Source organism: Brucella lupini (assembly GCF_002252535.1).
Taxonomy (GTDB): domain Bacteria; phylum Pseudomonadota; class Alphaproteobacteria; order Rhizobiales; family Rhizobiaceae; genus Brucella; species Brucella anthropi.
On the sequence record NZ_NNRN01000046.1, the window covers coordinates 1 to 26,856 of the forward strand.

Here is a 26,856-nt window from a genome sequence, read left to right on the forward strand (position 1 = left end):
CGAACCAACCTGCCGCTAGCAGCGTCGCCGCCCTCGTTGTGGAGGCGTATATAGGGGTGACACCTCATATCTGTCAACAGCGACAATGAAGTTTTTTGATGTTTTTTTGACAACTTTCCACAAGCCGTCGGATTTCCACGTATTTGCCTTATATTATAGTGCACTCATTGCACCAACCGCACTTGGGAGGGCCTTAAACCGGCCTTATTGCCCTAATAATTTCCGCGAAACTTTTGAAACCGACAATGAACCATACTTTGCAAGCGATTGTGGAAATCGTTGTCTGGCAGGCTTGTCGTTGACTTACGTTTCTTCGGCAGGCAAAACTCACATGCCCGTTTGGGAGCCTTCCGACAGAATGGAAGACACCTTAATACCGGATTGGCGGTTTGTCCGCTTTTCCGACAAACGATTTCAAGCACGTTTTGTGCGGTCAGTTATAAAGAAGGACCGGCTACAGCAGTATGAAAGAGATGGGGCCGAACAATCTCGATCCGGGTGACGAGCCCCCGCTCAGTGTAGGCGGACGGCGGCGGCCACCAGATCGTCGTGAAGTTTCTGCCCGCTGGCTCGCTGGAACCTTCCTGACCGGCGTTACGTCCTGCATGCTGATCGGCGTTGCATTGTTTGCCGCTCTGGACGGGCGCGAACAGCTGGCGACCCCGCCTGAAATCCTTGCCCGTAACGACATGCCCGGTGCGACCGACGAAGCCGCTGTTACCAAGGGCGGACGTCTTGTCAGCACCGTCTCTCAGCAAAAGGCGCGCGACCGACGCCGTTTCGATCTTTCGACGATGCAGAAAGTGGGTGAACGCGAAGTTATTCGCACGCGACCATTCGAATTTGTCCGCATGGCTCTCGCCGTCGATCACCCGACCAGCCGCAAATATCCTGCTTTCAACGCCCTCACCGTGTTTTCGGAAGGACCTGCGGCACCGCAGCCTGCCGATGCCGGTCAGATTTACGGCGCCAAGGTCGAAAGCGAAGTCAGTCTGCGTGTTGTCGATTTTCCGATGAACAGCACAACATTCGATGCATCCAGCGACCTGACAGTGGATGAGGTCGAGAAGGTTGTGCGGGATACCGGTGGTCTTCTGACCGACGGCGACGTGCAGGTTGCATCGCTCCACTATGTCGATCCTGCTCGTTTCGGCGGCACGGACTCGCCTTTCGCGCTTGGCCCAGCGCTTGGCGTGAAGATTACACAGGAGAATGTCAGTGTCGCACAGCGCGGCGATGACGAGACGGTTGGCGAAGGCTTTTCGGAAGAACTGATTCCTTTCCGCCAGACAGCCGATATCAAGCAGGCGCTCGAAGACGCCGGTTATACCGGCGACGATGCCGAAAACATGGCCGACTCGCTTGCCAAGCTGATGAACTCGCCGCGCCTCAAGGAAGGCAGCGTTTTGCGTGTCGGCACCGAGACGCAGGATGGCACGGACCGTATCGTGCGCGCCAGCATCTATAATCGCACCACGCATCTGGTGACGGTCGCCCTCAACGACAGGGGACAATATATTCCGTCCGACGAACCGGAACAGACCCCGCTTCTGCAGACGGCGTTTGATGGTAATGCCCTGCCGACGGCCATTCGGGGCAATCTGCCGAGTGTTTATGACGGGATCAGCCGGGCCGCGCTCGCTTATGGCATGTCGGAGACGATGCGCGAACAGCTCGTCAAGATGCTCGCAAGCGATGTTGACCTGCAGTCACGGCTTGCGCCGAGTGACCAGATCGACGCATTCTTCTCGCTGCCGGACGATCCCGACAAACCGGAAGCCGATTCGCAGCTTCTTTATGTTTCGGCCAATTTCGGCGGCACGACCCGAAAATTCTATCGCTATCAGGCTCCGGACGGGAGCGTCGACTACTTCAACGGCGACGGCAAAAGCGCGAAACAGTTCCTGCTCCGCAATCCGGTTCCCAATGGTGTCTTCCGCTCACCGTTCGGCATGCGCCGCCACCCGATCCTTGGCTATAGCCGCATGCATACCGGCGTGGACTGGGCCGCACCGCGCGGCACGCCGATCATCGCTTCCGGTAATGGCGTCGTGGAAAAGGCAGGCTGGACCAATGGCTATGGCAACCAGACCCTGATTCGTCATGCCAATGGTTATGTGAGCAGCTACAGCCACCAGAACGCCATCGCCCGCGGCGTTACCGCCGGTGCGCGTGTGCGGCAGGGACAGGTGATCGGTTATGTCGGATCGACGGGTCTTTCGACCGGTCCTCATCTTCACTACGAAATGATCGTGAACGGCACCAAGGTCGATCCGCTGCGCATTCGTCTGCCGGATAACAAGGCGCTTTCGGGCAAGGAGCTCGAAGCCTTCAAGCAGGAACGGGATCGCATCGACACTCTGTTGAACAGTGATGACAACGGCACCAAGCTTGCCTCGAACGGATCAACGAAGAGCTGATAAAAAGAAAGGCCGGGGGAAACGCCCCGGCCTTTCTCTTTGAATTCGCTGGAATGCTTACTCGGTAAACTCGACCGTTACGCCAGCTTTCACCAGTTTTGCCAGCTCTTCCGCATCCCAATTGGTCAATCGCACACAGCCATGGCTTGACGTCTTGCCGATTCTCGATGGCTCGGGCGTACCGTGAATGCCGTAGGTCGGCTTGGAAAGCGCGATCCAGACTGTTCCCACCGGCCCGTTTGGCCCAGGCGGAATGGTCAGCACCTTATCATTATTGCCCTGCTTGAAGTTGATCTTCGGATTGTAGGTGTAGTTCGGGTTGATCGCGATACGCTCGACCTGAACAACGCCGGAAGGTGACGGATTGTCCGACGAACCAATGGTCGAGGGATAGGCAACGACCAGCTTGCCGGCTTCGTCATAGCCACGAACCTGCTTGCGTCCCTTGTCGGCGATGATGCGGGCCACCTTGGTCCGGACAGGCTTGCCGAGGTTCGGAATCTTTACGATCGAACCCGGCTGATTGAAGTTTACGCCGGGATTGATCTCTTTCAGATAGGTCTCGTCTATATGAAATTTTTCACCGAGCATTTCGGTGACCGAGGTATACGCCATCGCCGGAAGCTGCGCCTTGTGGGCGTAATCTTCCGGGATGGAAGCAACGTATTGCCGTCCCACGTCTTCGTTGGTGATGGTGTATTCGGTGAAGGCTGGGCCACCTGTGGCTTCAAGTTCCGCATTGACCGCCGCTTCGTCTGTCGGATTGATCGATTTTCCGGTCAGCTCGCCATAGGCGGCAGCCGCCTTGTCGACATTGCTGCCCGAACGACCGTCAATGACGCCGGGCGATGCACCGGCGCGGTCGAGCAGTATCTGATAGGCTGCGATCTTTTCCTTTGCACCCTGCCCTTTCGGCATTTCGATTGCCGGAGCCATGTCGCTCGGATTGGGAACACCCCTTGGTTGTTCGTAACCCGGCTGGCCATAATCCTGCTGGCCATCATAGCCGGGATTGGCGTTGGCTGAATTGGTGTTGGTATTGTCAGGATATTGATCGCCTGCCGGAGGCAGTTCCGACCGTTGCACCTGTCCATCACGGTTGCCGCCATATTGCGGTGCCGCTGGAGCGTCCGGGTAATAGTTCGGATCTTCGGGCACGTTGCCGAAACCGTCATAGGGAGCCCCACCGTCGACTGGACCATCGAGCGTCCAATTGTCGTCTGGCTGCGGTGCGCGGCGAACCCGACGGTCATAAGCGTTCGGGTCATAATTATTGGCGTCCTCGACACTGAGAATACGCCCGCGACGATCCATGGTAACGCGGCGGCCATACTGGTCGATAAAGACCCGTACCCGGCGATCATGATAGATTTCTTCACCCGGATCATAAAGCTGTGCAAGCTGTACCGGGCGTTCGGTAGCCACTGCAGAACTGCCTTCCCCCGCGCGCGCTGTACCGTTGACGGCAGTTACCGCGACGGAAGCAAACAAAGCGAAACGAAGCATGCGTGTGTAATGCGCCATGAAGAATGCCCTGGGTGATCGAGAGACCATGGATGCCGCGAATATGGTTAACAACTGATTAGCTGATAAAGCAGATGCCAGATGAACTGGACATGAAAATGGCCAACATCGAAGGAAAGCTGGAAAACTTGTCACGCCAGACATGAAAATGGCGCCGCAACCTATCCGGTTGCGACGCCCAATGACCTCAACTCTTGAACGTTCAGGCGTTCTCGTCGATCTTCTGGCCTTCATCCTCAAGCGCACCGCGAATCGGATGGAAATTGAGCCTGTCCGAACCGGCGGTAATCTTGACGATGGAACCATCCAGAATGTCGCCCAGTAGGATGCGCTCGGCGAGCGGATCCTGAACTTCTTTCTGAATGACACGCTTCAACGGACGTGCACCATAGGCCGGGTCGTAACCCTTGTTGGCCAGCCATTCGCGTGCATCTTCTTCCAGCTGCAGCACGATCTTGCGATCGGTCAGAAGCATCTGGAGACGCTGCATCTGGATATCGACAATCGCACCCATGTCTTCACGGCGCAGCCGGTGGAACAGGATGATTTCATCGACACGATTCAGAAATTCCGGACGGAAGGCAGCCCGCACCACGCCCATTACTTCCTCACGAACCGACTCGACATCGTCCTTCTCGCCAAGATTGACGAGATATTCAGCACCGAGGTTCGAGGTCATGATGATGACCGTATTGCGGAAATCGACCGTGCGGCCCTGTCCGTCGGTCAGGCGTCCGTCGTCCAGCACCTGCAACAGCACGTTGAACACATCCGGATGCGCCTTTTCGATCTCGTCGAACAGGATCACCTGATAGGGCCTGCGCCGAACGGCTTCCGTCAGAACGCCGCCTTCTTCATAGCCGACATAGCCGGGAGGTGCGCCGATCAACCGGCTCACGGAATGCTTTTCCATGAATTCCGACATGTCGATACGAACCATGGCCGTGTCGTCCTGGAAGAGGAACGCGGCGAGCGCCTTGGTCAGCTCCGTCTTACCGACACCGGTTGGGCCGAGGAAGATGAACGAGCCGATAGGCCGGTTAGGGTCCTGAAGCCCGGCGCGCGCACGGCGAACCGCCTTCGAGATGGCCTGGACAGCTTCGCCCTGCCCGATGACCCGCTTCGCAAGTTCGTCTTCCATGCGCAACAGCTTCTCACGCTCGCCTTCCAGCATCCGGTCAACCGGAATACCGGTCCAGCGTGAGATAATCTGTGCCACGTGGTCGGGCGTAACAGTCTCTTCAAGCAGAGAGCCCTTGTTTTCATGGCTTTCGGCTTCGACAAGCTGCTTCTCCAGCTGCGGAATCTTGCCATAGGCCAGTTCGCCCGCTTTCTGGAATTCACCGCTTCGCTGTGCAATGGCGAGGGCATTGCGTGCCTCTTCAAGCTGGCGCTTGAGATCAGCAGCAAGTCCGAGCTTCTGCTTTTCAGACTGCCATTTCGACGTCAGTTCCGCCGATTCTTCTTCCAGATCGGTCAGCTCCTTTTCGAGGCGCTGGAAACGATCCTTGGAAGCAGCATCGGTTTCAACCTTCAGCGCTTCGCGCTCGATCTTCAGCTGCATGATGCGACGGTCGATTTCATCCAGCTCTTCCGGCTTGGAATCAACCTGCATGCGCAGGCGCGATGCCGCCTCATCGACAAGATCAATGGCCTTATCGGGCAGGAAACGGTCGGTGATATAACGGTTCGACAAGGTTGCCGCAGCAACCAGAGCCGAATCCGAAACACGCACCTTGTGATGCTGCTCGTATTTTTCCTTCAGGCCACGCAGGATCGAAATCGTGTCCTCGACGGTCGGTTCATCAACGAATACCGGCTGAAAACGACGGGCAAGCGCTGCGTCCTTCTCGACATATTTGCGGTATTCTTCCAGCGTCGTCGCGCCAACGCAGTGCAATTCACCGCGTGCAAGAGCAGGCTTCAAAAGGTTCGATGCATCCATCGCGCCATCAGACTTGCCTGCACCGACAAGCGTATGCATTTCATCGATGAAGAGGATGATCTGGCCGGCAGCCGTCTGCACTTCCGAAAGTACTGCTTTCAGACGCTCTTCGAACTCACCGCGATATTTGGCACCGGCAATCAGCGCGCCCATATCGAGCGCCATCAACTGCTTGTCCTTCAAGGATTCGGGCACATCGCCATTGACGATGCGAAGCGCCAGACCTTCCGCGATTGCGGTCTTGCCGACGCCCGGCTCGCCGATCAGAACCGGATTGTTCTTGGTGCGGCGCGACAGAACCTGAATCGTGCGGCGGATTTCCTCGTCGCGACCGATCACCGGATCAAGCTTGCCTGCACGCGCATCCTCGGTCAGATCGCGGGCATATTTCTTCAACGCATCATAATTGCTTTCAGCGGACGCCGAATCGGCGGTGCGGCCTTTGCGCATATCGTTTATGACCTTGTTGAGCGCCGTCGGGGTCACACCGGCAGCGGAAAGAATTTCAGACGTCTTTGCGGATTTTTCCATCGCCAGCGCCATCAGAAGGCGCTCGACGGTGACGAAACTGTCACCGGCCTTGCTGGCAAGCTCCTCGGCAAGCGAGAAGACCTTGGCAAGCGGCTGCGATAAATAAAGCTGATCGTTGCCACCCGACACTTTGGGCAGCTTTTCGAGCGCACTCTGCAAGCCGATGCGCACATCGGCAATGCGCCCGCCCGCGCGTTCGATCAGGGACGAGGCAAGTCCTTCGTCATCATCGACGAGAACCTTCAACACATGTTCGGGTGTGAATTGCTGGTTGCCGGACGACAGCGCGAAAGTCTGTGCAGACTGGATAAAGCCCCGGACGCGTTCCGTATATTTTTCGATATTCATGATGTCTCCTTTGCCTTCCGGCCCATCAAGCGGCACCAGAAGATGTATGGTGACGAAGCCCCCACACTGGGCGGACTTCTTTCCAAGACAGCATATGGGACGATGGCCGGGTTTCGGCAAGGGTTACAGACACGTGAAGAATCAAATAAAAATGGCGCGGAAACCGCGCCATTTTTAACTTGATACACAGGGACGATCAGGCGTCGGAATCCGCAGATTCCGTTACCGGCGTCTCATCACCGCTATCCTTGGCGGCGCGGCGCGGACGACCAGGACGGCGCGTGGCGCGACGTGGCGCGGCCTCATCCGCAGAAGATGCATCGGCAACAGGAGCGGCCTCGGCGGCCACTGGTGCTGCCTGCTCGACCACGGCTGCAGCCGGAGCTTCTTCAGCCACCGGCTGAGCCTGTTTTTCCTGCGGCTGTTCGTCAGAACGCTCGTCAGCGTTGAAGCGCTCACGCTGCGGACGGCGGCCACGACCCAGACGACGATCGCGGTTGTCGCGCTCGCGCGGCTGCTGGCGACCTTCACCGGACTTTACCGGCTCGCCACCATCTTCGCCATAAACGACCTCGGCAGGCGTGCCCTCGATAACCGGCTGCGGGCCGGAACCGTTGACGGGCTGTGGTTGTGCTGCGACAGGCGTGAAACCTGCTTCCTCATCATCCGCACCGTCATCGTCGAAGGTTTCCTCGCGCTGGAATGGCACCGGATTCTGCGCCATGGCCGCCATGATGATGCGGTTGTAATGTTCAGCGTGCTGAAGATAATTTTCTGCCATCACGCGATCGCCAGATGCCTGTGCGTCCCGCGCAAGTGCCGAGTATTTTTCTGCAATATGTTGCGCATTGCCGCGGATCTTCACATCCGGGCCATTGCTTTCGTAATTGCGCGACAGAGGATTGGGGCCCTTGCGGTTGTTGTTGTTATTATTGTTATTCCCCCGTCCGCGCATGCGCCTGTTCTGCTGTGCTGGCCTCATATTCATCTCTTTTCAGATTAAAGGGCGTAGAAACTCCACAGCCAAAAAGCTGCCGGTTTCACGCTATCGAGCCATGGAGGAAGTACGCCCTAAAAACTTCCCACAAATCGACTGCTCCTGAGTTAGGTACCTCTATGGGTCACCGAAACTCCGCGGTTGCATTAATGCATAACCATTCCGAAAAGCTCTGCTCTTCGAGATTATGCTTGAAAGTCGTGTACTTCCGCACAAGCCATCCCCAAAGAACCTTCGGGGAGCATGACCAAAAATCGTCATGGAGCATTTCCGCCACCGCCCATCAGCGGGCAAAACCATTCTGGCTGTATACGGTGGCCGGAAACTAAACGGCTTCGCCGCAAATTCCAAGTGTTTTTTAGCGGTTCGCCGCATCAAAATTACGTATTTGATTTGTACGCGAAAAGCATGGCCCTTCTGTGGCCGCCAAGGTCACTCGCATGTCCTGCGAGGGAAAAACCTGCGCTTTCGAACAGCGCTTCAACATCCTGGAATTGTCCGGCGCCGATCTCTACGGCAACCATTCCTTGTTTATATAGGTGATCTGCTGCCTTCTGTGCAAGGGCTCTGTAGAAATTCAGTCCATCAGACCCGCCATCGAGCGCAGCCAATGGGTCATGTTCGCGCACTTCGCGTGACAGTCCCGCAATGTCTTCATGCGGAATATAGGGCGGGTTTGAGACGATAAGATGAAACCGCCCGCTCACATTTTCAAACCAGTCGCTTTTGAGCGCTGCGAACCGGTCACCCACACCATTGGCGACAGCATTGATTCGCGCCATTGCAAGCGCCCCCTCCGCCATGTCGAGACCAATGCCGTGTGCGCGCTCGAAGCGATGCAGAAGCGAGATGATGATCGCGCCCGTTCCCGTCCCCATATCGAGGAGTTCAAGCGTGTTTTTCTGCACCGCAAGCGCTTCCAGCGCCGGAATGACCAGCTCCACCAGCACTTCCGTATCGGGACGCGGTTCAAGCGTAGCAGCGGAGAGCCGGAAAGGCAGGCCGAAGAACTCGCGAACACCCATGATCCGGTGAACCGGCTCACCCTTTTCACGGCGGTCCAGCGCATCGGAAAGCGTCTCGATTACCGCAGAATCAACCAATTGCTCAGGTGCGGATATCAGATCGAGCCGCGTCTTGCCGGTTGCCCATTCGACCAGAAGCCGTGCATCGAGGTCTGGCGTATCCAGTTCTGCCGCACGAAGCCTCGTCCGTGCATCAGCCATCAGGCGGTCGAGACGCATTTCGCTCACCCTTAGAGCGCATCCCGAAAAGTGTGAAACGATTTTCGGAAAAGATGCGCGGTTCAAAACAAATATCTAGAGCGCCGATCTGGCCAATCTGCTTGAATCAGATCGAAACGCGCTCTAATGCCCCAGTTCCGTCAGAAGTGCGGTCTGGTGATCGGAAATCAGCGCATCGACCAGTTCGTCCAGATCACCTTCCATAACCCGGTCGAGCTTATAAAGCGTCAGATTGATGCGATGATCGGTGACGCGTCCCTGCGGGAAATTATAAGTGCGGATACGCTCGGAGCGATCGCCCGAACCGACCTGGCTGCGACGTGATTCAGAACGTTCGGTGTCTGCCTTCTGGCGCTCCATGTCGTAAAGGCGTGCACGGAGAATCTGCATCGCGCGTGCGCGGTTCTGGTGCTGGGATTTTTCAGCCTGAACGACCATGATACCGGTCGGGATGTGCGTAATGCGAACCGCCGAATCGGTCGTGTTCACGTGCTGGCCACCGGCGCCCGATGCCCGCATCGTATCGATGCGGATATCCTCATTACGGATCTCAATGTCGATATCCTCGGCTTCAGGCAAAACCGCGACGGTTGCCGCCGATGTATGGATGCGTCCGCCGGCTTCCGTTTCAGGCACACGCTGCACGCGGTGCACGCCCGATTCGAACTTGAGCTTGGAGAACACACCCTTGCCGGAAACGGTGGCGATGATTTCCTTATAACCACCAGCATCGCCTTCACTGGCCGAGACCAGCTCGACCCGCCAGCCTTTTTCGGCGGCATAACGCTCATACATGCGGAACAGGTCACCGGCGAACAGTGCCGCCTCCAGCCCCCCCGTACCGGCACGAATTTCGAGAATGGCGTTCTTCTCGTCGGCAGCGTCCTTCGGCAGTAACAGAATCTGGACTTCCTGCTCCAGTCCTTCAATCCGCTTTTCCACGCCCGGCAGCTCTTCCAGCGCAAGTGCACGCATCTCTGCATCCGTGGAGGCATCGTCACGCATGGCCGCCAGATCGACAGCTTCCTTGCGGGAGTCGGTCAGTTCGCGAATCTTGCCAACCACCTCCTGCAGCTCGGAATATTCCGATGCGAGCTTCACATAGGTTTCCGAATCCGGATTGTTGGCCATCTGGCTTTCGATCATTGAGAACCGCTTCAAAAGCTGGTCCATCCGGTCCTGCGGCAATGCGATCATGTCATGTCCTAAAAATTATCAGCGGCGTGCAAGAATGCAAAACGGGACGCCGCGCAATCCTGCACCGCGACCGTTCAGTCAGTTAGAGCATTTCCTATTTTTTTGAACCGTTGGAAATGCTCCAACTATTTGTTTTGTCGCATTATCCGACGCAAAACCGCTTCGCACTTTTGCTGGAAATGCTCTAGATCTGCTTCGCTATAACGGAATATCGTTGTCTTCCGCAAATCTCATCAGCATTTCGCGCAGCGAATGCGCACTGTTCGGCTTATCCAGCTCTTCCGCCAGCAAGGCCGTAAGCTTGCTTGCGTCCAGCGCATCAAGCATGGCCTTGACCGGGCCGATTGCCGCCGCCGACATGGAGATCGACCGAAAACCGATGCCTACCAGCGCCATGGCTGGAAGCGGCCTGCTGGCCATTTCACCGCACAGGGTAACCGATTTACCGTGGCGATTGCCGGTTTCCACGATGAAGCGCAACGCCCGCAGGAATGCAGGCGAAAGCTGATCGAAGCGACCCGACATCAGCGAGTTGCCGCGATCCGTCGCCATCAGGAACTGGAACAGATCGTTGGACCCGACGGAGATGAAATCGACAAGCGACATCAGCTCCTCAAGCTGCCACAGCAGCGACGGTACCTCGATCATCGCTCCCAGTTTCAACCCCATGGGCAACTGATGAGCGAACCGCGACAAATGACGGACTTCACGATCAATGATCTCGCGCGCGGCCTTCACTTCACTGACTTCCGTGATCATCGGCAGCAGGATTTTCAACTCGCGTCCGCCCGCCGCTTTCAGAAGCGCCCGTAGCTGGGTGCGCAACAGCCCCGGACGGTCGAGCGTCAGGCGGATCGCGCGCCAGCCGAGCGCCGGATTTTCTTCCTGCACGGTCGAACTGAAGTAAGGGAGAACCTTGTCTCCACCGATATCAAGCGTCCGGAAAGTCACCGGCTTGTCGCCTGCCGCCTCGATGACCGAGCGATAAAGACGTTCCTGCTGCTCGGCACGTGGGAATGTCGAGGCCACCATAAACTGAAGTTCGGTGCGAAACAGACCGATCCCCGCCGCACCCGAAGCCGACAATTGCGGCAGATCGACGAGAAGCCCGGCATTCATCAGAAGCGAGATATCGACGCCGTCCTTCGTGACGGATGGCTTGTCCCGCAATTCCCGATAATGGGCCTGACGCCGCGCCCGGAACCGAACCTTTTCGGCATAAGCCGTTTCCAGATCGGACTGCGGGCGCAGATGCATGATGCCTTCATCGCCGTCGACGATTGCCGCATCGTTGTTTTCGGCCATGGATACAATGCCCTTGGCCTGGCCGACCACCGGGATACCCATTGCACGGGCGACAATCACGACGTGGCTCGTGGCGGCGCCGTCCTCCAGAACAACACCGCGCAAGCGCTCGCGAGGATAATCCAGAAGTTCGGCAGCCCCCATGGAACGCGCGACAATGATGGCATCCTTGACCAGCGATTCGGCGATGGTCTTGATGTCGCGTCCCATGAGCTGGCGCAGCAAACGGTTCGCGAGATCGTCAAAATCCGACAGGCGCTCGCGCATATAGGGGTCGGTCAGATGCACCATGCGCGCACGCGTGTCGCTCTGCACCTTTTCGACTGCCGCCTCGGCAGTCAGACCGTTGTGAATGGCTTCTTCCAGACGCCGCACCCAGCCGCGATCATGCGCAAACATGCGATAGGCTTCGAGCACTTCGCGATGCTCGCCCTCCACCGCCACATCGCGGCGCGAAAGCATGTCGTCGATGGATATGCGCAGGCTGCCAAGCGCTTCATCCAGCCGGTTCAGCTCCGCCTGGCTATCCTCGTTGAAAAGATTGGTGACGACGATGCGCGGCTCATGCAGCACCACATGGCCAAGGCCGATACCGTCGTTGAAAGCCTGTCCTGTCACACTCATCGGGCGACCGAGATCAAGCTCTATGCCCGGACGGGCCAGACGCAGACCGTCACCGGTCGCGATGATTTCGGCAAGGACCATAGCGGTGGTTTCAAGTGCTTCGACCTCGTCTTCCCGATATGCCCGCTTGGTCTTGTTCTGGACGACAAGAACGCCCAAAGTGCGGCCAGCGCGTAGAACGGGAACGCCGAGGAAGGAATTATAGGCTTCTTCGCCCGTTTCCGGCAGATAGGCGAAAGCTGGATGGCTTTGCGCATCGGTCAGATTGAGGGGACGGGCGCTTGCGGCAATCGTGCCGACCAGACCCTGACCGAGACGAAGCTGGGCAAGGTGGACTGCCTGCGGATTGAGACCTTCGGTAGCGTAAAGCTCAAGGACGCCGTCAGCGCGCAATATATAGAAGGAGCAGACTTCCGCGACCATATTCTGGGCGATTTCACGAACGATCCGGTCGAGGCGCGCCTGCGGTTCCAGCGGCTCTGCCATCAATTCGCGCAACCGCTTTAGCAGTACGCGGGGACCGGTTGTCAGCTCACGCATGATCGTCGGGGGCTCCTTCAAAATTGCTGACGTGCGTTCCGCCAGCCGATTCCCAATACCCGCCCGCGAAGCGTTACGCCAATCCCTTTGTGAGCATTTTTGACACCCGCGTCCAGAACAAATAGTCGCTGCTCGCAAAATGTTGCAGGGCCGCGCACCCTTTCGGCTGCGCGGCCCTGCATATAATTATGTTTCAAAATGGAATCTGAGCTGGCTGCTTACTTGTCGAGGCCATAGACCGCGTGCAGCGTACGCACGGCCAGTTCCGCATAGGGGCCGTCAATCAGGATCGAAATCTTGATTTCAGACGTTGTGATGGCGCGGATATTGATGCCCTTTTCGGCCAGTGCCTTGAAGGCAGTGGCGGCAACGCCTGCATGGCTGCGCATACCGATGCCGATCACCGAAATCTTGGCAAGGCCGGTTTCTGATTGGATATTGTCGAAGCCGATCTCGCCCTTGACCTTGTCCAGCACCTTCAGCGCCTTGTCGACATCGCCGGTCGGAATGGTGAAGGTCATGTCGGTCTTGGAGCCGTCTTCCGACACGTTCTGCACGATCATGTCGACATTGATGTGCTCTTCGGCGAGCGGCCCGAAAATGGCTGCCGAAACGCCCGGCCGGTCGGCCACGCGCCGCAGCGAAATCTGAGCTTCATCCTTCGCAAAGGCGATACCTGTGACGACCTGCTGTTCCACGATTTCATCCTCGTCGCAAATAAGGGTTCCGGGCGGGTTGATCGGATCACCCATGCCCGGCGCATCTGGGTCCGTAAAGCTCGAGCGCACGAAAGTGCGCACCTTGTGCACCATGGCGAGTTCGACCGAGCGCACCTGCAGAACCTTGGCACCAAGCGATGCCATTTCCAGCATTTCCTCGAAGGAAATCTTCGAAAGACGCTTCGCCTTCGGCTCTACGCGGGGGTCGGTGGTGTAGACGCCATCGACATCTGTATAAATATCGCAGCGATCCGCCTTCACACCGGCAGCAATGGCGACAGCAGACGTATCAGAACCGCCACGCCCAAGCGTTGCCACACGGTTGTCAGGGCCGATGCCCTGGAACCCGGCAACGACGGCAACCTGACCCATTTCCATGCGGCGGATGATTTCCGAACCGTCGATGTCCTGAATACGGGCCGCGCCATGGGCGTTGTCGGTCTTGATCGGAATCTGCCAGCCCTGCCACGAACGCGCATCAACGCCTATGGATTGAAGCGCAATCGCCAATAGGCCGCTCGTCACCTGCTCGCCGGAAGCGACGATGGTGTCATACTCGCGGGCATCATAGAAAGGCGAGCTTGCGCCGCATACTTTCGGCATGTTCTGCACCCAGCCGACCAGCTCGTTGGTCTTGCCGGACATGGCCGAAACGACAACAGCAACCTGATTGCCTGCCTCGACCTCGCGTTTGACGTGGCGCGCCACATTATAGATGCGTTCCAGATCGGCTACCGAAGTGCCGCCGAATTTCATCACGATGCGCGCCATTTAAGGTTACGTCCCGCTGTTTAGAAAAATTACACTCACACCTGCCCAAACATTATATTGTTGCGACAGGCAAACCCGGGGTCACATAGCTAAAATGCCGCGCTTCCGCAAGGCCGCGATTCGTATCGGGCCGCTTGAGAGCGAAATTGATTTGTTCCTTGACTTTGGAGTACTACCTTGAGAGCAGAACTGTACGCTTCCGCCGCTGGAGAATGAAATGACCGAGACCGCCCGCACCACGATCGACGCTTCGGAAATCGAGCATTTTTCGCGCATTGCCGCGGAATGGTGGAATCCGCAGGGCAAGTTCCGTCCCTTGCATAAATTCAATCCGACGCGGCTTGCCTATATCAAGGAAAAGATCTGCGCCAAATTCAACCGTGATCCCAATGCGCCGCGCCCCTTCGACGGTCTGCGCCTGCTCGATATCGGCTGCGGCGGCGGGCTTCTCTGCGAGCCGATGGCGCGCCTTGGCGCAACAGTGATCGGAGCGGATGCCTCCACGACCAATATCGAAGTGGCGAAAATCCATGCCGCACAAAGCGGTCTCGATATCGACTACCGCGCCACGACAGCGGAAGCGCTGGCCGAAGCCGGTGAAAAATTCGATGTCGTGCTCAACATGGAAGTGGTCGAACACGTTGCCGATGTGGACCTGTTCATGTCCGCGACCAGCGAAATGGTGAAGCCCGGCGGGCTGATGTTCGTCGCCACGATCAATCGCACGCTGAAAGCCTATGGTCTGGCAATCATCGGCGCGGAATATGTCCTGCGCTGGCTGCCGCGCGGCACGCATCAGTATGAAAAACTGGTTCGCCCGGAAGAACTGGAAGCTGCACTTGCGAAAGGCGGCCTGCGCCTCATCGACAAGCTTGGTGTGACCTATAATCCGCTGGCCGACAGCTGGAGCCGCTCCCGCGACACCGATGTGAACTATATGGTGCTTGCCGAACGGCCTGCCTGATCTCAACCTCTTTGCGCGCGTGTTGTCATGGCAACGCCTGCGCAGATGACCAGCGCGCCGATCCAGGTCAGCGGTGGATAATGTTCGCCGAGAAATAACGTCCCAGAAATAAGCCCCAGCGCCGCTGCGACATAGCCGATCTGGCTGAGATAGACCGGCCCGCCAACCGCCTGCAGCCGGAAGAACAGGGCAAACATGCCCGCCGATGCAATCGACTGGGCCAAAGCAGCCCATGGGGCGAATGCAAGTGTCTCGATCGGAAACTGGCCGGTGAATATGAGTATCCCCGCAGAAAGCATCAGCGCCGATGCGAGATGGCTTCCGGCAGCAAGCTCGGTCGGATCGGAGTTCTTCGGCCAGTCGAGCGTGCGATAGACATTGCCGATGGCGAGAAACACCGAAATGAGCAATGCCGCGGCGATCCACAATGGATCAGCAGGTTTTCCCACTTCGCCGCGCGTCATTGCCACCATTACTGCACCGATAAACCCGGCAGCGATACCGCCGATCCCAAGTGCATTGGGACGCCGCAACCCGAACCCCATCGACAGAACAAGCGTGATGACCGGCGACAGCGTGTACATGATGCCGGTAAACCCCGCGCCAAGGCGCGGAATGGCGGAAAGAATGAGGAGATTGGGCACGGCATAGGAGATAAGCGCGGTACAGATATAGTAACGCAGTCTTCCGCCTGAAAAGCCGATCTTCTTTCCCTGCAGAAGAAGAACAGCGAACAGAATGATTCCGGCACTCGCCGAGAACAAAAAGGTCCAGATGGCAGGCGGAATACCAGCCTGCGCAGCGATCTTGCCGAGTGGCAGGATGAGGCCCAGCAAGGTGCCGGTTGCGATCAGCAAAAAAGGCGCAGAATCCGTCAGTTTCATGCGCCTTGTCTCCTGTACGGCAATCAGTTCTTGTCTTCTGGAAATACCGGCAACGGCAGAACGTCGACACCGTCTTCGAGCAGCGAATGCACATCCTCGCGCGACGCTTCGCCGTAGATACCACGTGTTTCGGTCTCGCCGAAATGGATCTTCCGGGCTTCCTCGGCAAATTTGTCGCCGACATAATCCGCATTCTCGCGAACCTTGCGGCTCAATTCCCGCATTTCGTCCAATATCTGCTTTTGCGTATCGCCCAGCGCCATGGCAATCTTTTCCTTGCCACGGCTTGTCGAGACCGCCGGCGCCATCAGCGACTTCTGAACGACTTGCGAATTGCACACGGGGCAAGCGACAAGCTGCATTTCCGACTGACGGTCGAAATCAGCATTGTCGCGAAACCAGCCCTCGAATTCATGGCCCTGATCGCAATGAAGCGAAAAGCGGATCATGGAATTTACGCGTCCTCTTTCTGCTTCGCGGAAAAAGTCCGGACATCGAACTCCCGCGCATTCTTCAGGTTCGGTATCTTGCCGCGTGCAGCAGCGCTTTCCGCCACGTCGATATCAGCCAGGATGACGCCCGGCTCGTCGTGATCGGCTTCGGCGAGAATCTTGCCCCATGGTGAGACGATGATCGAATGACCGTAGGTTTCGCGGCCGTCCTCATGCAGACCGCCCTGTGCGGCAGAGATCAGGAATGCACCATTTTCGATAGCACGCGCACGCTGCAAGATGTGCCAGTGGGCCTCTCCGGTCTGTTTCGTGAAGGCGGCCGGACTGGTAATCACATTGGCACCGGCGAGAGCCTGAGCGCGGAACAATTGCGGAAAGCGGATGTCGTAACAGACAGCCATGCCGAACTTTGCGAAAGGCAGGTCGACAACGACAGTTTCCTTGCCCGGAATACAGGCATCCGATTCGCGCCAGCTCTCACCATTGTCGAGATCGACATCGAACATATGGATTTTATCGTAGGTCGAGACCTTCTCGCCCGACGGTGCAAAGATCGCGCCGCGATTATAGGATCTTCCGTCATCGCCCTTGATCAGGGTCGAGCCTATATGAAGGAAGATACCATGTTTCGAGGCGAGCTTCGCCGCAGCAGCCATGACAGGATCGTTGGCCTCATCGCGCAATGACTGTGCGAGCAATGGCCGGTCACGCTGCATGATCCCGGTCACTTCCGGCGTCTGCACATATTGCGCACCTTTGACCGCCGCTTCCGCGACCAGTTTTTCCATGGCTTCAATATTGCGGGCCACGTCTGTGCCAGACCGCATCTGGACGGCTGCTGCGCGGAACATGCTCATCGACCTCTCCCTGTCCGATCGAATTCTAAACCAGTTCGCCAGTCTTGAGCAGGCCATCCAGCTTGCCCTGATCTTCCAGCTCGAAAAGATCATCACATCCGCCGACATGAACGGAGCCGACGAATATCTGCGGGAAGGTGTTACGGCCCGAACGTTGCTGCATTTCGGCGCGCAGTTCCGGCGATGCGCCTGCATCGATTTCATTATACGCAACGCCCTTGCGGGTCAGAAGATCCTTGGCCCGGGTGCAATAAGGGCAACCGACACGCGTGTAGATCGTTACATCAACCATCATAAACTCCAATCGTTTTGGCCACTATATAAGCGGCAAAGACGTTATCTGGAAGCCCCGACGCTTTTCACGAGCCTGTGTAGCCGGTTATCCGGCTCAATCCGGTAGAACGCGGCTGAACGTCAGCACATCCACGCTTTTCGCGCCGCCACGCAGCAATGCCCGCGTTACCGCCTTGACCGTAGCGCCGGTCGTATAGACGTCATCGATGAGCAGAACCCGTCGCCCGCGCACATGAATCTCGTGTTCCTGCGGCACGCGGAACGCACCGTCCACATTGCGCTTTCGCTCCTTGATACCAAGGCCGATCTGCTGTTCGGTCCGACGCACACGCTTCACGCCTTGCGGCGCAAAGGGTTTCGATTCCAGTTTCGCCAGGGCGCGGGCAAGTTCCGCCGACTGGTTGAAACGCCGCTGCCAGAACCGCCAGCGATGCAGAGGCACCGGAAGAATGACCTCGCATTCATCCAGCAATTCGCGACCCGCGCGTTGCATCCAGCGCGCCATCCACGGGGCCAGATCGGTCCGGTCGTGAAACTTGAGCGAAACCGCCATGCGCTGCGCTGCGCCTCGATGCAGGACGGCGGATCGGAGACGCCGGAAAGGTGGCAGATCGGCAATCGCCTCAGCACTCGTGAAATTGTCGCCGAAATCATGGCTGAAAGGAATGCCCAGCACGGGGCAATAAGGCTTTTCTATAAAGCGTAGCTCCGGCCAGCATTTCGGACACAGCGTCCCCGGTTCGGATACATGCGCCCGGCAGCCAATGCATGTCGGCGGAAACAACATGTCCGCAGAGGAGCGAAAAGCCCTGCCGGCAAACCGCCGAAGCCCTTCGCCCGCGCTGCGCAAAAAGGTTTGATGCGTTCTATCGTCATCCGCCATTGCATTCGCCCCCATTCGAATGCATCTATCCCCGCAACGATTGTACTGAACCTTGCTCGAAAGAGAAGACGGATTCCATGCCTGCGCCGACCGATGATAGCGCGATTTTCGATCGCGATCTCCTGCTCTCGTTTCGCCGTCGCGCCTTTGCGCGCGCCGAACCCGGCGCGGATTTCCTGTTGCAGCGCATTGCCGACGATCTCGCTGATCGTCTCGACGCTGTGGAGCGGCGTTTTCCCGTCGCCGTCGATCTCGCTGGCCATACCGGCGTAGCTGCAGCAGCCATCGCGCAGTCTGGCAAAGCCGACCTGATTGTCCGCATCGAACGCGACAGTGATTTCCTGCGAGGTCCTTTCCCGGCTATTGTCGGTGACGAGGAAATGCTGCCGCTGAAAGCTGGCAGCACCGATCTGATCGTGTCGCTAATGGCTCTTCACGCGACCAATGATACACCGGGCACAATGGTGCAGATCGCCCGCGCCCTAAAGCCGGACGGACTTTTTCTGGCAGCCCTTAGCGGCAGTGGAACACTCGGTGAATTGCGCGAAAGTCTTCTTCAGGCGGAAATCGAACTGACAGGCGGCGCCTCGCCGCGCATTTTCCCGTTCCCGGACGTGCGCGATGTGGGCGGCCTTCTGCAACGTGCAGGTTTCGCCCTGCCCGTAACCGACGTCGACAACATCACGGTGCGCTACGATTCGCTGTTCAACCTGATGGCCGATCTGCGCGCCATGGGCATGCAGAACATCCTGCGTGACCGTTCCCGCAAGCCGGTTTCGAAACGCCTGTTCCTGCGGGCCGCTGAAATCTATGCCGAGCGGTTCTCCGATCCGGATGGACGCATCCGCGCCACTTTCTCGATCATCTGGCTATCAGGCTGGGCGCCGCATGAATCGCAGCAAAAACCATTGAAACCGGGCTCTGCAAAAGCATCGCTGGCAGAAGCGCTAAAAAAGGCTGCGAAAGACAGCTAACAGTCGCCGTGGTGGCTGCCGTTTGTCTCGATGATGCAGACGGAATTGGGGCTCGGCTGAAGCACGCTCTTGCGCACTGTATACGTCTGGCCTGTTGCATGCGGCTGGGCGCTGGCATCGCGCTTGATCGAGCCGGTCATGGTGCGGTCTATCCCGACCGGGAGTACTGACTGGGCTGCAACCTTGTTTGCCTGATCGTTGAGAACCGGCACAATGATGAGAGCCAGAGCGACAACGGCAGAGCCGAACAACAGCACAACGCGCAGGATTCCGCGACCAGCCTTCGTTAGCGGCTTGGCCGTATATTCGTTGTGATCAGCGCTAAAATAATTGTTGTCGAAACTCATGCTTCAAGACTCCGGGGCAGCTCCCAAACGAGAATGCCTCAACGGAGTGAATCATAGATTAACCAGCCAGCGGAATCGTAAGAAATTGCCAACCTTTTTCCACGGTTGTGGACAGGGGCCGGTCTACAGCAGATCAAGCAGAAACGGGATCAGCGGTTCGTCGGCTGGCGGCATCGGATAGTCGCGCATATCCTTCGGACGAACCCATTTCAGCGCCTGCCCTTCGAGCCCCCGCGCGATACCTTCATAACGGCGGCAGACATAGAGCGGCATCAGCAGGTGGAAGTCATCATAGGTATGGCTCGCAAAAGTCAGCGGTGCAAGGCAGGCCGCTTTCGTCGTGATGCCGACTTCTTCCTGCATTTCGCGGATCAGCGTTTCTTCCGGCGTTTCGCCCGGTTCCACTTTGCCACCGGGAAACTCCCACAGCCCGGCCAGCTGCTTGCCTTCCGGGCGCTGCGTCAGCAGAACCCGGCCATCCGAATCCACCAGTGCGCAAGCAGCGACCAGAAGAATGCGGCGTCCCTTTACCTCGGTCATTTCTCGTTGCTCTCCCGATAGGCATAGCGATAGGCTTCCCGAAAGCCGAAGCTCTCGTAAAGAGCAAGTCCAGCAACGTTGTCCGCCTCGATCTGCAGCCATGCCGTCTTTGCACCGAGCTTTACGGCCCATTTGAGTGCAGAACCGACAATCGCATGTCCATGCCCCTTGCGCCTTGCGTCGCGCAGGGTTCCGACATCGAATAGACCCGCCATCACGCCATCCTGTACGCAAAGCAGGTTGGATACGGCGCGTCCGCCCTCCTCCAGCACGAACATGCCCTTGTTCGGGCGAACGCTATTTAGAAGTTCGGAAAATCCGGGCCGCATATCCTCCGGTCTTTCATGGATGGAAAGCGAGGCATCCACGAAGCGCCCAATATCCTTCAGGGGTATCTGGTCGATGGCGTCCGACAAATCGAGTTCCTCGAGCTTCGCCGTCATCACGATGGTTTCGTCCCGGCGCTTCCAGCCAAGCCCTTCAAGATAATCCTCAAGCTCGCGCGGTGCGAGCGGCGAAAGCCTGAAACAGGGAACACGGCCATAGGCGCGAAAGCGCTGCGCCGCCAGTTCCACACGTGTTGGAATATCGCGCGTGTCGCCGGGATCGAGCGGATTGATCGAGTTGAGACGCCGGGATGGATGCGCTGCAGTCATGCGTATCGCCCATGTGCCGTCATAGTGAACCGACGTGGCAGGCCAGGCACGGAAGCCGACGGCTTCAAGCTGGCGAACGATGGCAAGACTTGGGGTGCTGGGCTTTTCCATTACTTCGATCAACTTCTGTAATCGCCATTGATGGCGACATATTCCTTTGTGAGGTCGCAGGTCCAGACAGTTGCCTTGCCCTTGCCTATCCCCAGATCGACGCGAATGCGAATATCCTCGCCCTGCATATAGGTGGACGTCGCTGCTTCCGAATAGGCCGGATCGCGCTCGCCTTGATGCGCAACACGAATATCGCCGAACCAGATCGCGAGCAGGTCACGATCGGCAGGTTCACCAGCCTTGCCTACGGCCATGACCACGCGGCCCCAATTGGCGTCTTCACCGGCAACAGCCGTCTTGACCAGCGGCGAATTGGCGATGGAAAGCGCGATCTTCTTGGCAGAGGCTGCGGATTTTGCGCCCGTCACTTCCACTTCCACCATTTTGCGTGCGCCCTCACCGTCGCGCACGACCTGCAGCGCCAGCGATTTCAGGAGGCGACCGAGCGCCTTCTTGAATTCGCCAAGGCGCTTGTCGGCAGGATCGGTGATTTCAGGTGCACCACGTTCTGCCGCCGTACCAGTGGCGAACAGCATCAGCGTGTCCGATGTAGAAGTGTCGCTGTCTACCGTCACAGCATTGAAGGTAGAGCCAACACCCTTGGAGAGCAGGCTCTGCAACACGTCAGCCTTGATCGGTGCATCGGTAACGACGAAGGAAAGCATCGTTGCCATATCCGGCGCGATCATGCCCGCGCCCTTGGCTATACCGTTGATCGTGACCGGCACCTGACCGAGCAGCACCGTTTCAGTCGCGACCTTCGGATAGGTATCGGTGGTCATGATCGCCTTGGCGGCTTCGGTCCAGAAATCCTCGACCGCATCCTTGTTCATGTCGCCGAGCAGATGCGCGAATTTGCTTGCATCAAGCGGTTCGCCGATCACGCCGGTTGAAGCCAGAAAGACATCTGTTGTGGCGCACCCGACCGCCTTGGCGGCAGCTTCAGCCGTTGCTTCGGTCGCTTCACGACCCTTGACGCCGGTAAAGGCATTGGCGTTGCCGGAATTGACGACGACCGCGCGGGCCTTTCCGTACACGAGATTGCGGCGGCAAAAATCGACTGGCGCCGATGGACAGAGCGAACGTGTAAAGACTCCTGCGGCTTCAGCCGGTCGGTCGAACACCATCAACATCACATCCGTTCGCCCTTTATACTTGATCCCGGCAGCAGCGGTGGCGATGCGCACGCCATGGACGACCGGCATTGTGGGGTAGTGTTTGGGAGCGAGCGGAGAAACAGACGCGGACATATGTGCCTCGATGGATGCGGTTTCGTAGAAACCCGAAAATCGTGATGCCCAGCAAACGGCGTTACGCGAATTTCGGATTCAAAATATGACGCGCGCATTGGAAAGGTTTGCGGTTTAAAATCAAGCGGGAAACGCAAGATCGGAATAAAAAACGCCCCGGCAAGCCGGGGCGTTGATATTTGAAACCAGTTTTTACTGCTGTGGAGCAGCTTCTTCCGGCGCGTCATCCTTGTCCGCACCTTCCTGAGCTGCGGCCGCATCCTTCATGGCTTTCTCGACAGCCGGATCCTTGTAGTCGATCTTCATGCCGTCACGCAGCTTCTTGACGGTTTCGACATAACGCTCGCGCATGATGATCGAACGGATCTGGTCCTTGACCTGATCGAATGCCGGTGGCTGCTTGGTGCGACGATCTTCGAGCTGGATCACATGGAAGCCGAACTGGGTCTGGACCGGCTCCTTGGTGTATTCACCCGGCTTGAGCGCAAAGGCGGCCTTTTCGAACTCCGGCACCATCTGGCCTTCGGCGAAATAGCCGAGATCGCCACCATTGGCTGCCGTGCCGTCGGTTGAGCTCTCCTTGGCGAGGTCCTCGAACTTGGCTCCGCCTTCAAGCTTCTTGATGATGGCTTCGGCTTCTTCCTTGGTCTTCACGAGGATGTGACGAGCGCGCACTTCCACCTGCGGCGGCATGGCTGCGATTTCCTTGTCGTAGCGCGCACGTACATCGTCATCGCTGATCTTGTCGACAACAGCATCCTTGAAATATTCGTTATGGAGCGCGCGTTCGCGCAGGAATTCCATGCGATTCTTGAATTCCTGGGACTGATCGAGCTTTTCCTTTTCCGCTTCACCAGCCATCGCCTTGATGTCGATCAGGGCAGCAAGCGCAGCCAGACGGCGCTGTTCGGCAGGAAGGCGCGAGAACTGCGGATCGAGATCGCCTGCAGCCTGATCGACTTCACCGACCGTGATGTCGTTGCCGTTGACGGTCGCCAGAACCTTGGACGGATCTTCCTTTTCTGCAGGGGCTGCAGCCGGTGCAGCAGCAGGCTTTCCAGCATCCTGTGCGAATGCGGCGCCTGAGTAGCTTGCCAGCGCCACCGAGGCCGCCAGAGACATGCCGACGACAGCGAGAGCCTTGCGATAAGGGGCTTTCAGAATGGCTTTCATATGGAATTCTCTCCTTCGTGGCCGCTTACCGGCCCGATGAATGCGGCGGAATTTGGCCCGGATCTCCCCAATATTGCAACAAAGGAAAGGTTTTCCAGCCCATGATGTAGCGAATCCGAAATTCGCATCACTTTGGAACAGTGTTGCTAACGAATTTCGGATTCAAAGCCACACAGCAATATATAGAATCGAGTGCGGTTTACAGATTTGAAGTTCATGAACGCAGATGCCATGCAAATGACAGGAACTTCAAATCCACCACACCGGAGCAACGTTGACATCGCCCGAAGCCCCTCTTATCTGTCCTTCGGCTTTACGTCCAGTAAGGGGCGGGGGAATTGCGCCGGAAATGCGCCGTAACGGGCAGCTTTCGCAGCGCAGTTTTCTTGCAATTGTTTCAATACGCGTGAATAAAGCATTCGACATTGCCGGAAGCGCTTCCGGCTGAACGGACAGGAAAGGACCAGTGATGGTCAGCTTTGGCGGTTTCGCCCGCAAGATATTCGGTTCATCCAATGACCGCCGCGTTAAAACCCTGCGCCAGCGGGCAAATCAAATTACTGCTATCGAGAAGAATTACGAAAATCTTACCGATGAGCAATTGCAGGCCAAGACCGCCGAATTTCGTGCGGCGCTGGCTGGAGGCAAGACGCTCGACTCTCTTCTGCCCGACGCTTTCGCTACGGCACGTGAAGCTGCGAAGCGCGTACTCGGTATGCGCCCGTTCGACGTGCAGCTGATCGGCGGCATGGTTCTGCACGAACGCGGCATCGCGGAAATGCGCACCGGTGAAGGCAAGACGCTGATGGCGACCCTGCCGGTCTACCTCAATGCGCTTGAGGGCAAGGGCGTACACGTGGTGACGGTCAACGACTACCTCGCCACCCGCGACGCCGAAACCATGGGCAAGCTCTATAACTTCCTCGGCCTGACCGTCGGCGTTATCAAGCACGGCCTCGACGACGATGAGCGCCGCGCGGCCTATGCCTGCGACATCACCTATGGCACCAACAACGAGCTGGGCTTCGACTATCTGCGCGACAACATGAAATATGAGCGCGCCCAGATGGTGCAGCGCCCGCACAATTACGCCATCGTCGATGAAGTGGACTCGATCCTCATCGACGAAGCGCGCACGCCGCTCATCATTTCCGGCCCGCTGGAAGACCGTTCGGACTTCTACAACCTCATCGACACCTTCATTCCAGCCCTTGAGCCGGAAGATTTTGAAATCGACGAGAAACAGAAGACGGCAATCTTCACCGAAGTCGGCACCGAGAAGGTTGAGCAGCTCCTGGAAGCCGCAGGCCATCTCAAGGGGGAAAGCCTCTACGACATCGAGAATGTCGCGGTCGTGCACCACCTGAACAATGCGCTTCGCGCGCACAAGCTCTTCCAGCGCGACAAGGACTATATCGTCCGCAATGACGAAATCGTCATCATCGACGAATTCACCGGCCGCATGATGCCAGGCCGCCGTTATTCGGAAGGCCTTCACCAGGCGCTGGAAGCCAAGGAACATGTGACCATCCAGCCGGAAAACCAGACGCTGGCTTCGATCACCTTCCAGAACTACTTCCGCATGTACAACAAGCTGTCGGGTATGACCGGTACGGCTGCGACGGAAGCGGAAGAATTCGGCAATATTTATGGCCTCGAAGTGCTCGAGATTCCGACCAATCTGCCGGTCCAGCGCATCGATGAAGACGACGAAGTCTATCGCTCCGTCGAGGAAAAATACCGCGCCATCGTGCGCGATATCCGCGCCTCGCACGAGAAGGGCCAGCCGATCCTCGTCGGCACGACCTCGATCGAAAAATCAGAACAGCTGGCCGAACGCCTTCGCAAGGAAGGTATCAAGGAATTCCAGGTTCTGAACGCTCGCTACCACGAGCAGGAAGCCTATATCATCGCACAGGCAGGTGTGCCCGGAACCGTCACCATCGCCACCAACATGGCTGGTCGCGGTACCGACATCCAGCTTGGCGGCAATCTGGAAATGCGCGTTCGTCAGGAACTTTCCGATATACCGGAAGGTCCCGAGCGCGATGCCAAGATCGCGGAAATCAAGGCTGACATTGCACAGCTGAAGGAAAAGGCTCTGGCCGCAGGCGGGCTTTACGTTCTCGCCACCGAGCGCCACGAAAGCCGTCGCATCGACAACCAGCTGCGCGGTCGTTCGGGCCGCCAGGGCGATCCGGGCCGTTCGAAGTTCTTCCTGTCATTGCAGGACGATCTGATGCGCATCTTCGGTTCCGACCGCATGGACAGCATGCTGCAGAAGCTCGGCCTCAAGGAAGACGAAGCCATCGTCCATCCGTGGATCAACAAGGCGCTTGAAAAGGCGCAGAAGAAGGTCGAAGCCCGCAACTTCGAAATCCGCAAGAACCTTCTGAAATACGACGATGTCATGAACGATCAGCGCAAGGTGATCTTCGAACAGCGTCTGGAAATGATGGACGAAGAGGACCTGACCGAGACTGTTGGCGAAATGCGCCATGAGGTCATCGAGGACATGGTCGCGCTGCGCATCCCCAAGGACGCCTATGCGGAAAAGTGGGATATTGCCGGCCTCAAGGAAGACATCATCTCCAAGCTCAATCTCGACCTGCCGGTCGAGGATTGGGCCAAGGAAGAAGGCATCGCGGAAGAAGAGTTCGAGAACCGCATCAAGGAAGCCGCGGACAAGGCTGCTGCCGAGAAGGCCGAACGCTTCGGCCCGCAGATCATGACTTACGTTGAAAAGTCCGTGATCATGCAGTCGCTGGACAATCTCTGGCGTGAGCATCTGGTCAATCTCGACCATCTGCGTTCGGTCGTCGGTTTCCGCGGTTACGCCCAGCGCGATCCGCTGAACGAATACAAGACCGAAGCGTTCGAACTGTTCCAGTCGATGCTTGCCAACCTGCGCGAAGTCGTTATCTCGCAGCTGATGCGCGTCGAGATCGTTCGCGAAGCACCGCCGGAACCGGAACTGCCGCCGATGACCGGCCGTCATATCGACAGCACCACCGGCGAAAACGATTTCGACGAAGCGAGCTGGTCCGACCATCAGCATGACGAACGCAATGTGCCTGCTGCCGAACGCGATCCGGCCGACCCGCGCACATGGGGTAAGGTCAGCCGCAACGAGGCTTGCCCATGCGGCTCCGGCAAGAAGTACAAGCACTGCCACGGCGCTTTCGAGTGATGTGAGCCGAGCTCATCATCGCATCTATCGAACAAACCCCGGCAAGCCATTTGCCGGGGTTTGTGTTTTCTAGCACACGATGGACATCGATATGCACCGCGAGCAGTTGTATGACT

The 26,856-nt window shown here is 57.6% G+C and carries 21 protein-coding genes; 4 read left to right on the top strand and 17 right to left on the bottom strand.

All coding sequences use genetic code 11. The features are described 5' to 3' along the window. The first annotated feature begins 464 nt into the window (after positions 1-464). Positions 465-2,420 carry a M23 family metallopeptidase gene (locus CES86_RS11510; RefSeq protein ID WP_012091212.1) on the top strand — a complete coding sequence of 652 codons (1,956 nt, stop codon included), beginning with the start codon at positions 465-467 and terminating at the stop codon, positions 2,418-2,420. Between the two features lie 57 nt (positions 2,421-2,477). Here CES86_RS11510 and CES86_RS11515 read toward each other — a convergent pair whose 3' ends face one another. The 7 genes from CES86_RS11515 to CES86_RS11545 form a co-directional block, all read right to left on the bottom strand. Next, positions 2,478-3,944, bottom strand: a complete 1,467-nt coding sequence (locus tag CES86_RS11515) for a L,D-transpeptidase (RefSeq protein WP_094514429.1) — start codon at positions 3,942-3,944, stop codon at positions 2,478-2,480. A gap of 202 nt (positions 3,945-4,146) precedes the next feature. Next, positions 4,147-6,768: an ATP-dependent chaperone ClpB gene (gene clpB, locus CES86_RS11520; protein WP_094514431.1), complete on the bottom strand. Its 2,622-nt coding sequence runs from the start codon at positions 6,766-6,768 to the stop codon at positions 4,147-4,149. A gap of 196 nt (positions 6,769-6,964) precedes the next feature. Beyond that, positions 6,965-7,750 (bottom strand): DUF4167 domain-containing protein, encoded by a 786-nt coding sequence (locus tag CES86_RS11525; RefSeq protein WP_029375796.1) that lies wholly within the window; start codon positions 7,748-7,750, stop codon positions 6,965-6,967. Positions 7,751-8,145: 395 nt separating this feature from the next. Continuing rightward, positions 8,146-9,009 carry a peptide chain release factor N(5)-glutamine methyltransferase gene (gene prmC / locus CES86_RS11530; RefSeq protein WP_036563219.1) on the bottom strand — a complete coding sequence of 288 codons (864 nt, stop codon included), beginning with the start codon at positions 9,007-9,009 and terminating at the stop codon, positions 8,146-8,148. Positions 9,010-9,132: 123 nt separating this feature from the next. After that, positions 9,133-10,206, bottom strand: a complete 1,074-nt coding sequence (prfA, locus tag CES86_RS11535) for a peptide chain release factor 1 (RefSeq protein ID WP_012091207.1) — start codon at positions 10,204-10,206, stop codon at positions 9,133-9,135. Between the two features lie 198 nt (positions 10,207-10,404). After that, entirely contained in the window at positions 10,405-12,675 is a 2,271-nt protein-coding gene (ptsP, locus tag CES86_RS11540) for a phosphoenolpyruvate--protein phosphotransferase (RefSeq protein ID WP_012091206.1), read from the bottom strand. Between the two features lie 218 nt (positions 12,676-12,893). Further along, positions 12,894-14,165 (bottom strand): aspartate kinase, encoded by a 1,272-nt coding sequence (locus tag CES86_RS11545; protein ID WP_010657494.1) that lies wholly within the window; start codon positions 14,163-14,165, stop codon positions 12,894-12,896. 217 nt (positions 14,166-14,382) lie between these two features. Between CES86_RS11545 and ubiG the strand changes: the two genes are divergently transcribed. Further along, on the top strand, positions 14,383-15,129 hold the full coding sequence (gene ubiG, locus CES86_RS11550; RefSeq protein ID WP_012091205.1) for a bifunctional 2-polyprenyl-6-hydroxyphenol methylase/3-demethylubiquinol 3-O-methyltransferase UbiG: 747 nt from the start codon (positions 14,383-14,385) through the stop codon (positions 15,127-15,129). A 2-nt stretch (positions 15,130-15,131) separates the two neighbouring features. On the opposite strand, the gene CES86_RS11555 is transcribed toward ubiG, so the two are convergent. The 5 genes from CES86_RS11555 to CES86_RS11575 all read right to left on the bottom strand — a co-directional run bounded on the left by CES86_RS11555 (position 15,132) and on the right by CES86_RS11575 (position 18,499). Beyond that, complete coding sequence (locus CES86_RS11555) at positions 15,132-16,013, bottom strand: DMT family transporter (protein WP_094514433.1); 882 nt, start codon at positions 16,011-16,013, stop codon at positions 15,132-15,134. A 23-nt stretch (positions 16,014-16,036) separates the two neighbouring features. Continuing rightward, positions 16,037-16,462 (bottom strand): DUF1178 family protein, encoded by a 426-nt coding sequence (locus CES86_RS11560; protein WP_010657497.1) that lies wholly within the window; start codon positions 16,460-16,462, stop codon positions 16,037-16,039. A gap of 5 nt (positions 16,463-16,467) precedes the next feature. Continuing rightward, positions 16,468-17,322: a carbon-nitrogen hydrolase family protein gene (locus CES86_RS11565; RefSeq protein ID WP_094514435.1), complete on the bottom strand. Its 855-nt coding sequence runs from the start codon at positions 17,320-17,322 to the stop codon at positions 16,468-16,470. Positions 17,323-17,347: 25 nt separating this feature from the next. After that, complete coding sequence (gene grxC / locus CES86_RS11570; protein WP_029929749.1) at positions 17,348-17,614, bottom strand: glutaredoxin 3; 267 nt, start codon at positions 17,612-17,614, stop codon at positions 17,348-17,350. A 96-nt stretch (positions 17,615-17,710) separates the two neighbouring features. Beyond that, positions 17,711-18,499, bottom strand: a complete 789-nt coding sequence (locus CES86_RS11575; protein WP_094514437.1) for a ComF family protein — start codon at positions 18,497-18,499, stop codon at positions 17,711-17,713. A gap of 77 nt (positions 18,500-18,576) precedes the next feature. On the opposite strand from CES86_RS11575, the gene CES86_RS11580 reads away from it, so the two are divergent. Beyond that, positions 18,577-19,473: a methyltransferase domain-containing protein gene (locus CES86_RS11580; protein WP_012091199.1), complete on the top strand. Its 897-nt coding sequence runs from the start codon at positions 18,577-18,579 to the stop codon at positions 19,471-19,473. On the opposite strand, the gene CES86_RS11585 is transcribed toward CES86_RS11580, so the two are convergent. The 5 genes from CES86_RS11585 to CES86_RS11605 all read right to left on the bottom strand — a co-directional run bounded on the left by CES86_RS11585 (position 19,470) and on the right by CES86_RS11605 (position 23,550). Then, a complete protein-coding gene (locus CES86_RS11585; RefSeq protein WP_010657502.1) occupies positions 19,470-19,820 on the bottom strand; it encodes a hypothetical protein in 351 nt (116 codons plus the stop codon). The two genes, CES86_RS11580 and CES86_RS11585, sit on opposite strands and share 4 nt — an antisense overlap. A 123-nt stretch (positions 19,821-19,943) precedes the next feature. Further along, entirely contained in the window at positions 19,944-20,360 is a 417-nt protein-coding gene (gene mutT / locus CES86_RS11590; RefSeq protein ID WP_012091198.1) for an 8-oxo-dGTP diphosphatase MutT, read from the bottom strand. Next, positions 20,357-21,127 (bottom strand): GNAT family N-acetyltransferase, encoded by a 771-nt coding sequence (locus CES86_RS11595; RefSeq protein WP_094514659.1) that lies wholly within the window; start codon positions 21,125-21,127, stop codon positions 20,357-20,359. The genes mutT and CES86_RS11595 overlap by 4 nt, the downstream gene beginning before the upstream one ends. Before the next feature lie 8 nt (positions 21,128-21,135). Continuing rightward, entirely contained in the window at positions 21,136-22,377 is a 1,242-nt protein-coding gene (gene argJ / locus CES86_RS11600) for a bifunctional glutamate N-acetyltransferase/amino-acid acetyltransferase ArgJ (protein WP_094514439.1), read from the bottom strand. Positions 22,378-22,569: 192 nt separating this feature from the next. Further along, on the bottom strand, positions 22,570-23,550 hold the full coding sequence (locus tag CES86_RS11605) for a peptidylprolyl isomerase (protein WP_012091196.1): 981 nt from the start codon (positions 23,548-23,550) through the stop codon (positions 22,570-22,572). A 469-nt stretch (positions 23,551-24,019) separates the two neighbouring features. Between CES86_RS11605 and secA the strand changes: the two genes are divergently transcribed. Continuing rightward, on the top strand, positions 24,020-26,740 hold the full coding sequence (secA, locus tag CES86_RS11615; RefSeq protein ID WP_012091195.1) for a preprotein translocase subunit SecA: 2,721 nt from the start codon (positions 24,020-24,022) through the stop codon (positions 26,738-26,740). Positions 26,741-26,856: the final 116 nt, after the last annotated feature.